The organism is Streptomyces sp. G5(2025) (assembly GCF_049542075.1).
In the GTDB taxonomy this organism is placed as follows: domain Bacteria; phylum Actinomycetota; class Actinomycetes; order Streptomycetales; family Streptomycetaceae; genus Streptomyces.
On record NZ_JBMUZT010000006.1, the window covers coordinates 4,217,093 to 4,232,316 of the forward strand.

Consider the following 15,224-nt stretch of genomic DNA (forward strand, 5'->3'; position numbering starts at 1 on the left):
GTGACGGCGGGCCATCCCACCTTAGGTCGGCTGCCGTGGCGCACGCATCGTCATGTAGTACAGGGCCCCGCCGAACGTACGAGGCGACGAGCACGGCCCGCTGTCGGCTGTCTGCTGTCCGCTGTCTGTCCGCTGTCCGGCAACTTGTCGATACCACCGGTGGCGGGTGTCGGCGGGTGTCTGATGGGACGTGGATCGGAAGGGTGGCTCAGGGGTGCAGGAGGCGGCTGGCTCAGGGACGCGGGAGGCGGCTGGCTCAGGGATGCGGGAGGCAGCCTCGCGCGTCATGCACCTGATCGCAGCGGGGCTCGGAACGCCCCCTTCCTCGCCCCGGGTCCAGTACGGTGACCACGGATCGGAGATCCCGGAAGGCGGTGGTTCATGAGGGCGCAGGACGGTTCGGAACGCCCGGAGTCGGCGGGGATCACCAACAGCCTCCCCGGCCACGTCGACGGGCAGCTGGCTCAGGCCGGTGTCGTCCACGGCGGCATCACCTTCAACTACCACAGCACCGTCCATCACCACGCAGGGCAGGAGGCGCCGCCGGACCGGCGCCCCGACCAGGTCCCGCGGCCACCGCGCGGCTTCGTCAACCGCCGCCAACTGCTCGCCGCCCTGGACGACTTACTCGCGCTCGGCGACCCCGCGGGCTGCCCGATCGGCGTCTTCAGCGGCCTCCCCGGAATCGGCAAGACGGCCGCCGCCTGCCAATGGGCCCACAGCAACCAGCCGCGCTTCCCCGGCGGACAGATCTTCGTCGACTTCGCCGCGCTGCGTGCCGGCGCCGGTGGGGACGTCTCCGAAGCTCTCGCCATCTGCCTGCGTGCCCTCGGCGTACGCGACCAATACCTTCCCGCAGGACTCGCCGACCGTACGGCCCTCTATCGGGATCTGTCCGCCAAGCACCGGATGCTGGTGGTGCTGGACGACGTGACGCGCCCGGCCCAGGTCACCGCCCTCCTGCCGCAAGGGCGGGGAAGCGCCGTCCTGGCGACCAGCACATGGCGCCTGGGCGAACTCGCCCTGGACGGCGCGTCCCTGCTCCAGCTCGACGTCCTCGACGCCCACAGCGCCCTGGAGCTGTTGTCGGTTCTCTGCGGCCCGCAGCGGATCGCCGACGAAGCCGAGTCCGCGGCCCGACTGGTTGAACTGTGCGGCGGCCTGCCGGTCGCCCTGCGCATCTGCGGCGCGCGGTTGCTCACCCACCGGCGCCTCACGATCGGCGCGCTGGTCACCGAACTGTCCGACGAACAGAGCCGCCTCAGCCGTATCGCCGTGTCGTCAGCCCACGAGGAGCGCACCGTGTCCGCAGCCCTCGAACTGGCCTACCGGGACCTACCGGAACCCGCCGCCCGCATGTACCGGGCCCTCGGCCATGTCCCCGGCCTGAGCTTCGACACCGCCGTCGCCGCGGTGGCGGCCGGGCTGCGCACGACAAGCCAGGCGCAGGAGGCGCTGGACGTACTGGAGGCCGCCAGTCTGCTCACGGTGGCGGACGACGGCAGATACGCCCTGCACAGTCTGGTCCGGCTGCACGCCCGGGAGACCGCCCGTGCCGCCGATCCGCCCGACGCGGAGCGGGAAACGGTCCGCAGAGTGTCCGCCCACTACCTCACGTTGACCGCGGCGGCAGACCGCGCGGTGCGGGTCGACCGACTCCGGATCGCCCGGCCGACCAGCACGTGCGGCCAGGGCGCCGGCGCATGCGGCCCGGGTGGCGGCACATCCGGCCCGAGTGCTGCCACCGAGCCGTTCGCCGACAGCCATGCCCATGTCCATGCCCATGCCAATGCCCATGCCGACTCCGCCGCCGGGCCGTTCGCCGGCGCGGCCGACCCCGGCCGTGACGCGATCAGCTGGCTGGAGGCCGAACGAGCCAACATCCTCGCCGTGCTCCGGGCGGCGTCCGGCTTCGGCCTCGACCGCCCTGTCTGGCAGACGGCCGAGGCGTTCACCGTCCTCTTCCTCCACCATCGCCACCTCGCGGACTGGCGCGAATCTCTTGAACTGGGTGCCGAAGCGGCCCGGCGCGACGGCAATCCGGCCGCCGAGGCCCGGCTGCGCAGCCTCCTGTCCCGACCGCTGCTCGACCTCGGGCAGGACGAACAGGCGAAGGCGGAACTGGACAGGGCCGAGCAACTCGCCGTGGAGTCGGGACATCTCGTACTGCAAGCCTCGGTCCAGGAGTTCCTCGGCCGCTACTGGGACGGGCACGACGCGGCCCGTGCGGTGGACGCGTACCGCACGTCGCTCGCGCTCAACACCGAGGCCGGGGAGAGGCGGGGCGAGGCCCTGGCCCGCTACTTCCTGGGCTGCGCGCAGAGCGCGGCCGGCGACCACGCGACGGCCCTGGCCGCCCTCGCCCGGGCCCGGGAGACGCTCGTATCCCTGGGCGATGACCGGATGGCGGCGCGGACGCTGGCCGACACCGGCCGGGTACTGGCCCGTACCGGTGCGCGCGCGGAGGCGGCAGCCGCCCTCTCCCGGGCCGCCGACGACCTGAAGAAGGGCGACGCCTCGCACTACGAAGCCCGCGCCCTGGAAGACCTGGCGGACCTGCTGGACGACCCCGAAGAGATCAGGAGCTGCTTGCGCCGTGCCCTCGCGGTCTACGAAGAGGGCGGCAGCCCCCGGGCGACGGCGGTCCTGGCCCGGCTCACCGCCGCCTGATCTCCGCCCGGCGGCACCGTACGGAGCGACAGCCTGTGCCGCCGCGCGCCGAGGACCAGGACCAACGGAGTGGCGGTGGCGTCCAACGGAACGCCGAGCCGCAGGCACGCGTAGACCGCTGCCGCGGCCGCACCGGGATCAACACCCACCTCTTCCGCAACCGCAACCGCCTCCTCCGCACTCGGCGGCTCCGCGGTGCAGACGTGCACAAGCCGCCCGTCGCGCACAGGCCGCCCGTCGCGCACCCTGATGATGCACCCGTCCTCCCCGGACAGCGCGGCGATCCGGGCCCCGGGGAAGTCCTCAAGGAGGGCGCCCAGGCGCTGCCGCCCCGCCTCGGCCGGAAGGACGTCCGACGCCGAGCAGACGACAGCGGCGCTCTCGGTGAGACGGGTGTCCGGCTCGTCGACATCGCAGGCCAGGTGCCAGAACACGGTCTCGCTCTCAGCCGTCTCCCCGGCCAGTGCGGCAGGAAAACGGCGGACCTCGACCCGGAGTCCACCCTCGGCATCCCGTACGACGGAGGTGCGCACCATCAGCGACCGCGCCCGCCTCGTGTGCGGAGCCGGAATCGGGAAGGCACGCGGACCACGACCCGGCTGCTTCGGCTGCGGAATGCCGAGGAGGCCGTAGACCAACTCCCGCAGCCTGGGCAGGGCCTGGCCGGGCTCGGCGAAGGCCGCCGCGCTGACCGCGGCGTACCGGTCCGGCCGGTGACCGGCCACCGCCGCCTCCAGTTGCGCCCGCAGCGGCCGGCCCGCCTCCAGCCGCCCCGCGGCCGTACGCAGCGCGTACCCGGCCGTCCCCGGAACAGCCTCCGACCCGAACGCGCCGAGCAGTACGGGACGTTCGAGCGCCGCCCCGTACAACGTCACGGACCCGTGATCACCGATCACCAGGTCCGAAGCCACCAGGGCCTGCTGCCAGCCGTCCGTGGGGTCGACGGCGATGAGGCCGGCCTCCAGGGCGCTCTGCTGCATGACCCGGACCTGCCATGCGCCATGCCCCGACCAGACATTCGGGTGCAGCACCAGCGCCACCCGGAACTCGTCGGCCGGCAGCTGGGCCAGCAGATCCGCCGGAAGCCCCGGCAACGCTCCCGCCAGCGATTCCTCGCCCCAGGTCGAACTCACCAGCACCAATTGCTGCCCCGGAACCAGACCGAGGGCGGAACGGTAGCGCTCCCGCCACCGGACGCTCGCCCGGAGCCGGTCGAGGCACGGGTCGCCGACCAGCACCGTCCTCCCGGCCGTGCTGGGATGGGCGGCTGCCAGCTGGGTCTCCTGGTCGGGATGGGACACGGCGAGCCAGGCCCGCCGGGCGGCCAGCAGATCGTCGTGGACCAGCCCGGAGAGCCGCGTGCCGGGCCCGGCGGAATCGGGAACCCGCTTGTGGAACCCGACCCCGTGCGGCAGCACCAGCACCGGATAGTCGCCGGGCGGCACCTTGATGTTCTCGGAAGCGGAGATCAACAGGTCGGGCGCGATCTCCGCGAGCTGCGGCCACGGCAGCGTACGGCAGCCCAGGGAGCGGAGCAGGTCGAGCACACCGTCGTTGAACGCGGATGTCGGGTCGTACGCGAACACCACGGTGACCCGGGGATCGTCGTGAAGGACCTCGGGCACCACGTCCAGCGCACGCACCAGCGACGTCACCGTCCGCGCCGCGACCACGACCGTCCGCTCGCCACCGAAGGTCCGCCAGCGTGCGGCGTCGGGGCCCACGGGGACGAGAATGCGCTCGTCGGACTCCATCGCGTACCTCCGCCCGAGGGCAGGATCGCACACAACCAGGTCAGACGGCCTTACGGCTCCCGGCTCCCGGCTCCCGGCTCCCGGCTCCCGGCTCCCGGCTCCCGGCTCCCGGCTCCCGGCTCCCGGCGAGCTTCCTAGCATGCCCATGGGTGCTTGGCAACCGCTTCACCACCTTCTTCCGCCCGCAGGCTACTTGCCAGATCGGCGCCCGAACAGCCGAAGAGGTGGAGGCGCAACGGTGCCCGGTTGCGCGGGGGCGCTTTCTTCGAGATCGCACCCTCGGAGCCACCACTTCGATCAACTCAGCACGCCAGCGTATCCACGCTCCGCGAAACCACTCCTGAGTTCGGGGGTGCCGCAGTAGGTTGCTGCATCCAGAGCGCACCCCCCCACGACGAGGAGGAGTGCAATCGCTGATCGCCGCTCTGGCCGATGGGCTTTCGACGCTACTTGGCCAGTCGCCGTCGCCATGGACGGCATCTTCGGCACGCCCCCGCCCCCGCCCGCGCCCCCGCCTCCGCAGCCGTAGTCACGCAGATAGACACGCACACGAAACAGGTGAGGCACCTAGGAACGTTCCTAGGTGCCTCACCTGATGCTTCAGCTGTCGGGGTGGCGGGATTTGAACCCACGACCTCTTCGTCCCGAATGAGGTTCGGTGAAGACCGTTACCGGTCTGTTTGGCTTTTCCGCAGGTCAGGGCGTTGGGCTCGGTGGGCCTCGCATGGTTTCGGGAAGGTTTGGGGAGCGGGTCGGCTCCCAGATGGCTCCCACGTGATGCGCCGAAGACAGCCCTCCCTTGGCCGTGAACCTCAGCTGACCGGACGATGGGGTGGCAGAGGTGCCAGGCTGGTTGCTGAGGGGCCTCTCGTGCTGCTTACAGACCGGCACTAAGCTCAGCTCGTGCAATAGGGCCGCGGCGTCAGCCTCATTCCCGGACCTCAGTCCCGCACTCGCCCCCGCCGAGCTGTTCGGTGACCGCCGCCTTGCTCCGGTTCAGCAGGGAGGTCCGGTTGGCCGGTCTCGCCGGACCTTGCAATCGTGCGGCGGTGCTCCGTCACCTGCCAACGCTGACGTCGGTGTTCGAGGACGGCCTTCCACAGTTCCAGGCGATGGCGAGAATCCTTCGGCAACGTGAAGCGGAGGGCTCCGAGGACAACGGCAGCCACCAGCACGGGTATGGACCCCGGATGGTCGGTGAGGAACGGCATGGATCAGCCCTTCCTATCGCACAGGTCGAGCGACGCGGTGCCTAGCAGCACCCGATAGGTGTCACCCTGGCGGGTAAATTCCGAGCCTTTGACCCCGGCCTCCCGGTGGGTCAGTGCCAGAGCCAGGTCGCGGGGTTCGGGATAGCCGGTCCAGCGGAACTCCCATGAGTCGCCGACGCCCCAGAGCCGATGTACAGCACCGTGCCGGATCACTTCCGGTTCCTTCCGGCGTTCGACCCCGGGGCGCTCCAGAGGGTCCCAGGACAGGCTGGTCGCCCAGTGGCCACGCCGGTCAACCATGTTGTAGCGGGAAACGAGACCTGCCAGCAGAGTGGTTGCTTCCCTTGAGATCGGGGGCACCGCTGCCAGTGCGCGGCGCTCGTGCGCGGTGAGGTCGGTGTCCAGCGTGAGATAGGGGCGCCGGGGCACGTGCTTGCGCCTGTTGCCGCGCTTGCATCCGGCCGGGTCACCGGTGATGGTCAGCAGCGCACCGGTGGGCAGATGGCGCAGACAGACGGAGCTCTGACCATGGCATGTGTAGCTGACCTCGTGTCGTAGTCCGGGGACACCGCGTGAGTCGACCCCCTCGGTAGCCAGCAGCCGGGTGGCTACGTTCTCCGGGGCGCGCTCCGCCACCATCACCAACTGTTCCCTGCGGGGCGACATCACCGGGTCATACGAGGCGACAACCGAGTAGTTCCACCTCGCCGTCGGACCGGTGTACACGCTGCCGTTGAAAAGCGCGAGTGCTAATAGGGCCCGGAAGGCGCGCTGGTCGTCCGAGCAGTGGTCCAGGCCCAGTCCGCGGGTGTCGCTGCTGATCGCGGATCGGGCGGCGGCTTCGCTCTCCCCGGTGTACTGGACGCGGAGCGAGATGCGCTCCTCGGGTGCCATGGTGTGGACGGGCAACCCGCCCAACTCGCGCGCGGCGGTCAACCGTGCCTGTTGGAAGGGGATGATGTCCCCGGACTCGCGTCGGATACGGCGTGCGAGTGTGGCGATATCCCTGTCGAGCGTCATGTCCGGCTCCCGGTGGGCGTGCCTCAGTGCTCCCGCCCACTGCGCCCCATAGGAGAAACGCCAGTCTTCAATCACGCGCGCCCGACGGCACTTTGCGCCCTCACCCCTGGGTAGTTGCGGGAGGAACCCAGGTCCGACGTAACGGCGAGCGTGGTCGCCTGACCGAAGCATAGCGTCTTGAAGACGCGCATGGGCGAGGGTGCGCTCCGCTTGCGGAGCACACCCTGAGCGCCTTTCCGTGCAACGAGTTTGCTGCTCCCATGACACCGTCGCTTGGACAGCATCCGAGGGAAACTCTGCGAGACATGGCTACAGCCTCGACCGTCAGTTGACGAGACGGCCTTCTGTCGCCCTGTTGGCCATCGAAGCGATGGCCAACAGGGCGTGCGGCGGGATCTCCGCAGAGATTGTCCCAACGCGCTTTCCCAATCCTCGTATGCCCGTCCGGCTGGGGTCGTACCTGTCTTGACCTGGGGAGGAACCTAAGGAGGCTTCGCCGGATGGCCCTGGAGGGGTACGAAAGACCGGAACTGAAACCGGTCCAGGGCCCCAGGGCCAGCTCAGGGGCTGGGGCCGTGGCGGACCACGACGTCAGCCGAGAAGCCAGCGTGCCTCAGCGGCGCGGCGGCCTCGACCAAGCCGCCGCGCCGCTGCCGTGTGCGCGCCACTCTGAGCCTGCTTCCAGGCGTCTGCCACCTACATCTCTGAGGGACTGGTTCCGTGGGGACAGTCCTGAAGATTCTCCGACCGCCGAAGGCATGGTCTTCGGCGGCCCTCGTCACGGGAGGTCGGACGCGCAGGATCACGACAGGCTGGAGAAACGGTCGAAGAAGGCCTTGAGCTTCTCCAACACGACCGCCTTCTTGGTGCCGTGGTTGTTGGCATGGGCGAACCGGGAGACCGGGGGCAGGATCTTGGTGATCGCGGTGCCGCTGGTGGGGATCTCGCCGTTGCGGAAGGCGCCTTCGATGAAGGAACGGGCGGGCTCAGGCTTCAGGTTCTCTTCGGCGATGATCCGCTCGAGTTCGTCGTGCTTCTTCTGGGCGATGTAGGCCTGCCAGGCGTCGTCGGTGTCGGTGCCGGCGGAGATGGAGTCGACGAACTCCATGACCAGATCCTTCTTGTTGCGCAGTGACGCGCTGGCGTCCAGGGCGCGGGCAATGTTCTCGCGGGCCTCGAGCTCCTTGTTGACGCCGTTGCCCTTCTGACTCTGGTACTCGCGCACCAGCATCAGGATGTAATCAACGCCAACCTCGACTTGCTTGACCAGCTCGATCTCGAAGACGACGTCCTCACCTATGGACTCTTTGTCCCCGTCAGCGGTTCGGCGGAAGTCCTCGTACAGGTCCAGGTAGACCGACTGGTAGTCCTGCATCTGCCGCGGAGAGAGGAGCTCATGGCCAGCGAACTCGTCGAATACGACCAGGATGTTACGCAGGCTCAAGATCGCGCCGAACAGGGTGATGAAGTCCTTCTGGGCCTGTTCCCCAGCGATCTCCTTGTCCAGAGGAAATCGGTCGAGTAGGTCGGCGGTCTTCTGCTGGTACTTAGCGTAATGCTCCCCGTAGGGAGCGATCTTGACGATGCTCGCCGCGTCCTTGTTCCCGAACAGCGCCAAGGCGTCGTCGACCTCATCCTCAAGGTCGCGGAAGCAGACGATGTTGCCGTAGCTCTTGACCGAGTTGAGGATGCGGTTGGTGCGGGAGAACGCCTGGATCAGGCCGTGGTGCTTGAGATTCTTGTCCACCCACAGGGTGTTGAGGGTGGTGGCATCGAAGCCCGTCAGGAACATGTTGACCACGATGACCAGGTCGACCTCACGGTTCCTGAGCCGACCGGACAGGTCCTTGTAGTAGTTCTCGAACTTCACCGACGAGGTGTCGTACGAGGTGCCGAACATGTCGTTGTAATCCTGGATCGCGTCCTCGAGGAAGTCGCGCGAGGCCGTATCCAGGCCGTCGGGCTCGAAGTCTTCCTCGCCCAGCAGACCGTCGGGCGCGTCCTCGTTGGGGGCGAAGGAGTAGATCAGCGCGACCTTGAGGCGCTCGTACCGCTTGCTCGCGGCCTGAGCTGCTTGCTCCCGCTCACACTGCAGCTTCTCGATGACGTTGTAGTACCGCTTGGCGGCATCGATGGAAGCCGTGGCGAACATCGAATTGAACCCGCGCACGCGCTTGTCCTTGAGGACATACCCCTCGCCACGTCGGGTTTTCTGGTCAAAATGTTCCATGATGTACCCGGCCACCATGCGCACCCGATCGGGGTGTAGCAGTGCGGACTCGGTGTCGATCGCGGTCACCTGTTTGTCGGGGGCCTGAGGGGCGACCTTGATGGTGTTGACGTAGTCGATGCGGAACGGCAGGACGTTCTTGTCGCCGATGGCGTCCACGATCGTGTACGTGTGCAGCTTGTCCCCGAAGGTCTGACTGGTGGTGCGACGCTTCGGGTTGCCGCTGGTGCCAGCGTTGTCGGCGAAGATCGGCGTTCCGGTGAACCCGAACAAGTGGTAGCGCTTGAACGCTTTGGTGATCATGGTGTGCATGTCGCCGAACTGAGAGCGGTGGCACTCGTCGAACACGATCACCACGTGCTTGCCAAAGACCGGGTGCTGTCTATTGCGCTTCACGAAGCTGGACAGCTTCTGGATCGTGGTGATGATGATCCGGGAGTCGGGGTCCTCCAGCTGCTTCTTGAGCACGGCGGTGGATGCGTTGGAGTTGGCCGCGCCTTTCTGGAAGCGCTCGTACTCGCGCATGGTCTGGTAGTCGAGGTCCTTGCGGTCCACGACGAACAGGACCTTGTCGACACCGTCCATGCGGGTCGCCAGCTGCGCGGTCTTGAAGCTGGTCAGGGTCTTGCCCGACCCGGTGGTGTGCCACACGTACCCGCCGGCGTCGATGGTGCCGGTGCGCCGGTAGTTCGTGGACGTTTCGATCCGCTGCAGAATCCGCTCGGTGGCCACAATCTGGTAGGGCCGCATGACCAGCAGGTTGCGGTCGACGTCGAGCACGCAGTACCGGGTCAGGACGTTCAGCAGGGTGCGCTTGGACAGGAACGTTCGGGTGAACCCGCGTAGGTCTGCGATCCGATTGTTGTTGGCGTCGGCCCACCAGCTGGTGAACTCGAACGAGTTCGATGTCTGCTTGCGGCGGCGCCTACCTGCCGCCTCGCCGACGTGCCGGTCGCGAGTGGTGTTCGAGTAGTACTTCGTCAAGGTGCCGTTGCTGACGACGAACAACTGCACGTACTCGAACAAGCCCGAGCCGGCCCAGAATGAATCTCGCTGGTATCGGTTGATCTGGTTGAACGCCTCGCGGATGTCCACACCGCGCCGCTTGAGCTCGACGTGGACCACGGGCAGGCCGTTGACCAGGATCGTCACGTCGTACCGGTTAGCCCGGGTGCCTTCGGACTCGTACTGGTTGATGACCTGCAGCCGGTTGTTGTGGACATTGGATTTGTCGATCAGCGCAACGTTCTCGAAGGACCCGTCCTCCCGGCTAAGGATCTGGACGTGATTCTCCTGGATGCGCGCTGTCTTCGCCACGATGCTGTCGTTGGCGCTGGTAATCCGCTCGGAGAAGAATCTCTTCCACTCCGCGTCGGTGAACGTGATCCCGTTCAGCGCCTCCAGCTGGGCACGCAGGTTGGCCACCAGGTCGGCCTCGCTGGTGATGGTCAGAAGCTCATACCCTTGCCCGCGTAGCTGCGTGATTAATTCCGTCTCGAGCTCAGCCTCGCTCTGGTACCGCTCTGAGGTTGCAGGATCAGGCTCATACTCGGCGACGACGGTCGATTCATCGCTTACCGAGATCGGGTCGATATTGCAAGCGGTGCCAGGTCGGGTGGCCATGCTGTGGTCTTCCCCTCTTAGGTCAGGAGGTGGTCACGGAAGGAAGTGCTGATGACGTGCGGTGATATCGGCTGGAAAAACTTCGGCGCTTTATACCAAGTTCGCCTAGGTCAACTGCTTGGACTTCTCCGTCTCGGGGAAGGTAAGCAAGACGTCGCGATAATGCACATACTGACGCTGTCTAGCTTCCAGCTCTGCCCTCAGTTCAGCCTCCAGCTCGGACTTCAGCGACGCCATCAGCGTGAGAACCTTAACGATTTCGCGCTGAACTTCCAGGGGTGGAACTGGGACCCTGATCTTCGACAAGTTGGTGCCAGATACTCGGACCACCTTGGACTCGCTTACATACCGGGCCTTCTGTTCCTGGAAGGTGGAAGACTGGAACAGGAAGGAGGCAAACATCGGGTCGAAAGAATGACGGTAGATGTAGCAGTCGTCGTGAACTGCGACCTCTTCCTCGCCGAGCCATGCCACAGCCTTGCAGACGTCTTCAATATTCTCGCCAGTTGCCGCAATGACAAGGTCGTTCTTGCAGGCAAGTCGGAGCGAATTTCGAAGGTCTGGATTGAGGAAAGTTACCGTCGAGTTCGCTGCAGTGTCGTAGTCGGTGTAGATTTGCCCATAGTGAATACACCCCAGTCCCGACTCGACGTAGTCGTTCTTGGTGAACCGGCGTCCACGAATGAAATCTCCGACCTCACCTAGCGGACTGTACTCAACTCCGTCAGGGCAGTGCTGCTTGAACAGCTCTTCGATGCGGCTCACTTGGCTGTTCCCTCGAGGTCGGCGACGATGGTGTCGATCTGCGAGCGCAAGGCGGACTGGCGGGTCGCGATCTGCTGGATCTCGGCGTTCAGTGCTGTGGCGTCGACAGCCTCGCGGGTGTCTTTCTCCTCGACGTATGAGGACACTGAGATGTTGTAGTCATGCTGGTCGGCGATCTTGGAATTGTCGACCAGTCGGGCGAAGTGCTCGACGTTCTGACGCGTGACGTAAGCCTGCAGGATCTTGATGCCGTTGGCCTCGGACAGCTTGTTCTTGCTGCCCTGGCGCACGAACTCGGCGGAGGCGTCGATGAACAGCGTCTTGTTGTCGGTCTTGGCCTTTTTGAGCACGATGATGCAGGTGCTGATGGTGGTGCCAAAGAAGAGGTCTGGTGGCAGCTGGATGATCGTGTCGACGAAGTTGTTGTCGATGAGGTACTTGCGGATCTTCTTCTCTGCGCCGCCGCGGTAGAGAACTCCGGGGTACTCGACGATCGCTGCGGTGCCGTTCTCGGCTAGCCACGACAGGATATGCATGGTGAAGGCCAGGTCGGCCTTCGACTTGGGGGCCAGCACGCCAGCTGGTTTGTACCGCTCATCATTGATTAGCAGCGGGTTGGAATCGCCCTCCCACTTGGTGGAGTAAGGCGGGTTGGAGACGATAGCTTCGAAGGGCTCGTCGTCCATATGGGCGGGGTCGATGAGAGTGTCGCCGTGGGCGATGTCGAATTTCTCGTAGTTGATGTCGTGCAGGAACATGTTGATCCGGCACAAGTTGTAGGTCGCCAGGTTGATTTCCTGGCCGTAGAATCCCTGGCGGACGTTGTCCTTGCCGAGCACCTTGGCAAACTTAAGCAGGAGTGACCCGGATCCGCAGGCAGGGTCGTAGACCTTGTTGACCTCTCTCTTGCCGACCACAGTGATGCGTGCCAACAACTCGGAGACCTCCTGCGGGGTGAAGAACTCACCGCCGGACTTACCCGCGTTGGAGGCGTACATCATCATGAGGTACTCGTATGCATCGCCGAACGCGTCGATGGTGTTGTCGGCGAACGAGCCGAGGTTCAGGCTGCCAATGGCGTTCAGGAGCTTGCGGAGTTGCTCGTTGCGCTTGGCCACGGTCGGGCCAAGCTTGGGGCTGTTAACGTCTAGGTCGGCGAACAAGCCCTTGAGGTCGTCCTCGCTGGCGGTGCCCTGGGCCGAACCCTCGATGTTCTTGAAGACCTCGAACAGGGTTTTGTTGAGGTTCTCGTCCTTGGCGGCACGCGCACGCACGTTGGCGAACAGGTCCGAGGGCAGGATGTAGAAGCCCTTCTCCTCGACCGTCCCGTCACGGCCGAACTCGGCCTCGGAGTCGTGCAGGTCGGCATAGTCGAAGTCCGGATCTCCGGTGGCCTGGCGTTCCTGCTCGTTGATGTAGGCCGTCAGGTTCTCGGAGACGTATCGGTAGAACAGGATCCCCAGGACGTAGGCCTTGAAGTCCCAGCCGTCGACGCTGCCGCGCAGGTCGTTAGCAATCCGCCAGATGGTCCGGTGCAGCTCAGCCCGCTGGGCTTCCTTGTTGTCGCGTGTCACGTAGACATCCTTCCAGGTGGCACTGACACTTTGCTCGGGAACGCAGCGCCGCAGCGTCTCGGACATCGACGCCACCGGGCACGGTGGCATCACCATTGGCTGGGAGATTCCAGTACCACCACCTCAGCGCCGGCGGCGCCGCACCGGAGCTCGGTCAACGCGGTGGAGAACGGCCCGTCGCCCTGTAGCTCCGGCCGACGACGAGGACGAACGTGATCGCCCTCTCTGAACAGCAGGTCGACCGCTCCTGCCGGGCGGGAGAAGAGGGCTGGGCGGCAGCGGTGTCCGGTCCCTCTGATCTCGGCCAGCTGCCCGGCGGCTTCACCTTGCCCCACGGGCCAGTCCGGCGTTCCTTCGACCCGACGCGAATGACCGCTGTAGAGCGCGCTGCCTTCGCCGCACTGGGATGCCCGCCGTGGGGGCTCGGGCTGTGCGACGGCTACGGCCAGCTGATGCGGGACTACGGGTAATAGTCGTAACTACAACCACGGAAGGACGAAGGACCCGGCCGCAGTGCGGTTGGGTCCTTCGTTTGTCCTGATGGGCGGGTGTGGAGGATACGAGATTCGAATAACACGCTTTCCAAGTCTTCGTCTGGGGGTTCTGGTGCGTACGTGGGCGTCCTGACCTGCGGTGCAGCCAAGTCGAGCGGGGCTTTTGAACGGTGCTGTACGCCGGTGAATGCAACCAGAACTGCAACCAAGGAAACGCGGCTGATCGGGGCATCCAAGCTTCGCGCTGAGGGAGTCGTTCGAGTCGATGGCCAGTCCGCGCCGGACCACTGCTGGAGGCCGACCCATCAGCTCTGGTCGACCATCGCTACTCGACGTCGGTATCCAGGTCGAGTGCCTCCTCTTCGACCGCGAGGTAGGTGTCCGAGGTTGCTGCCTCCAGGAAACCCTCCTCGCTGGGGAGCGCGAGACGCGGAGCCAGATCGATGAGGTGCATCCAGGAGCCGCTGTCTCCCATCGTGAAACCTTCACGTACGGAGCGGAGCTGATCGTCTCGCTGTTCCGCTCGAACTCTGCGCGCGTACTCCTGAGCAGCAGCGGCTCTTTCCTCGCGCGCGCGATCGCTCATCTGCCCTTCGGGCCGCCGCGCTACCGCGTTCTCCGGGCGCTGAACCGCACGGGGCAGCTCGTCCATGTACATGGGTCGTTCTTCCCGGACCCGCGCGATGACGCGACGCTCTGCATAGGCCAGCTCGCGGCACGCGCCGTACAGACGTCGGGACATCCCCAGCATCAGATCCGTGCCCGGAATCCGTCCCGTCAGCATGTCCAGGCCGTGCTGTTGCCTGATGTCCGCGTCCCTGGAATCTGGTGCGACTTGGCGACGCAGCTCGGCTGTGGGCCCGTCGCTCTCCAACAGTCGGATCGGGACCCTTCGCGTTGCTGCCTCCTCCTCGGGCCTGCCGATCGCCGTGACGCGCAACCCGTCCCGCGGCAACGACGAAAGTGCCAGATACGTCAGCATGCGCGATCGAGCGAGCTCCAGGAGAGCCTCGTCGTCCTGCTGCAGCGTTTCCTCGTCGGAGGTGTTGCTGGGGTCCCCGGCCGGCGGGTCACCCTCGACGTCGATCATCATGAACAGGCGCCGCTCCAAACTGGTCCCGCACAGCACCTTCTGATGCGCAACGGGGACGAGAGCGCCGACGTCCAATTGCTGCGCCCCCTTGATCCTGGGCCCCATGCCGAGCCGACGGCTCCCCTTTGCCTCGATCAGCCACAGCTCGGACGTGGCCGGGTGCGTGCCGAACAGGTCCGGCAGACTGCGCGTCTTGTCCCAGCCGGGCGCCGCGCCTTGTGGAATCGCGCTCTCAGCGTGTGTGGTGGGGCCGAGCCCCATCGTCTGACAGGCCCACTGGGCCATCGTCATGCCCACGTGATAGCCGAAGGCGGTACGGGTCGAGCTCTCCGTTCCGTGGGTGTAGACGACGCTGGGTACGACCTCGCGCCCGGCCCGTACCAGGTAGGCGGAGAGGGGGTACCGGCGTGCCTTGATCTCGTGGCGTGCGAGACGGGGCGTAGCGGTGATCCAGGAGCTGATGTCCCGTCCCACCGCGATCGTGGCATCCAGGAGCGCACGCCACGTCGTGCCGACCAGATACGCGCCGTCTGCAGGTATGCCAGCGCCCTGGGGCAATGGTTGGTGGGCCAAAGCCACCATCACGGGAGTGGGCCGCGGCGCGGGGGCCAGTGGTGAGCTACGGCGGAGGAACACGGGGACGTCGAAGGCGTCGGGTGCGGATAGCGGGGTATCCACGTTCCCCGCCCAGGCAGGCGGTCGCATGCGCTCACTGTGCCACTGGCACCCTCGGCGGAGGGCGGCGGGCAGGGTGCGACTCCATTGGCCTCCGCACGGTGTGAACCACCGA

The 15,224-nt window shown here is 66.2% G+C and carries 7 protein-coding genes; 1 reads left to right on the forward strand and 6 read right to left on the reverse strand.

What is annotated here, in order from left to right:
• Positions 1-381 precede the first annotated feature (381 nt).
• Entirely contained in the window at positions 382-2,670 is a 2,289-nt protein-coding gene (locus ACOBQB_RS30015) for an NB-ARC domain-containing protein (protein ID WP_423596062.1), read from the forward strand.
• Here the strand turns inward: ACOBQB_RS30015 and ACOBQB_RS30020 are convergent.
• The 6 genes from ACOBQB_RS30020 to ACOBQB_RS30045 all read right to left on the reverse strand — a co-directional run bounded on the left by ACOBQB_RS30020 (position 2,610) and on the right by ACOBQB_RS30045 (position 15,139).
• Complete coding sequence (locus ACOBQB_RS30020; protein ID WP_423596064.1) at positions 2,610-4,424, reverse strand: hypothetical protein; 1,815 nt, start codon at positions 4,422-4,424, stop codon at positions 2,610-2,612. The two genes, ACOBQB_RS30015 and ACOBQB_RS30020, sit on opposite strands and share 61 nt — an antisense overlap.
• Positions 4,425-5,638: 1,214 nt before the next feature.
• The gene (locus ACOBQB_RS30025; protein WP_423596066.1) at positions 5,639-6,655 is read right to left on the reverse strand and encodes a hypothetical protein; all 1,017 of its coding nucleotides are present in this window, start codon (positions 6,653-6,655) and stop codon (positions 5,639-5,641) included.
• 802 nt (positions 6,656-7,457) lie between these two features.
• Entirely contained in the window at positions 7,458-10,508 is a 3,051-nt protein-coding gene (locus tag ACOBQB_RS30030) for a type I restriction endonuclease subunit R (protein ID WP_423596068.1), read from the reverse strand.
• 105 nt (positions 10,509-10,613) lie between these two features.
• On the reverse strand, positions 10,614-11,273 hold the full coding sequence (locus ACOBQB_RS30035) for a restriction endonuclease subunit S (protein ID WP_423596070.1): 660 nt from the start codon (positions 11,271-11,273) through the stop codon (positions 10,614-10,616).
• Complete coding sequence (locus ACOBQB_RS30040) at positions 11,270-12,913, reverse strand: type I restriction-modification system subunit M (protein WP_423596072.1); 1,644 nt, start codon at positions 12,911-12,913, stop codon at positions 11,270-11,272. Before ACOBQB_RS30040 ends, ACOBQB_RS30035 begins: the two co-directional genes overlap by 4 nt.
• A 753-nt stretch (positions 12,914-13,666) precedes the next feature.
• Positions 13,667-15,139 carry a hypothetical protein gene (locus tag ACOBQB_RS30045; protein ID WP_423596074.1) on the reverse strand — a complete coding sequence of 491 codons (1,473 nt, stop codon included), beginning with the start codon at positions 15,137-15,139 and terminating at the stop codon, positions 13,667-13,669.
• Positions 15,140-15,224: the final 85 nt, after the last annotated feature.

What these genes read in the sequence shown, in the direction of transcription:
- ACOBQB_RS30015 (WP_423596062.1), top strand. Translation starts at nt 382, where the DNA reads ATGAGGGCGCAGGACGGTTCGGAACGCCCGGAGTCGGCGGGGATCACC.
- ACOBQB_RS30020 (WP_423596064.1), bottom strand. Translation starts at nt 4,424, where the DNA reads ATGGAGTCCGACGAGCGCATTCTCGTCCCCGTGGGCCCCGACGCCGCA.
- ACOBQB_RS30025 (WP_423596066.1), bottom strand. Translation starts at nt 6,655, where the DNA reads ATGACGCTCGACAGGGATATCGCCACACTCGCACGCCGTATCCGACGC.
- ACOBQB_RS30030 (WP_423596068.1), bottom strand. Translation starts at nt 10,508, where the DNA reads ATGGCCACCCGACCTGGCACCGCTTGCAATATCGACCCGATCTCGGTA.
- ACOBQB_RS30040 (WP_423596072.1), bottom strand. Translation starts at nt 12,913, where the DNA reads ATGTCCGAGACGCTGCGGCGCTGCGTTCCCGAGCAAAGTGTCAGTGCC.
- ACOBQB_RS30045 (WP_423596074.1), bottom strand. Translation starts at nt 15,139, where the DNA reads ATGCGACCGCCTGCCTGGGCGGGGAACGTGGATACCCCGCTATCCGCA.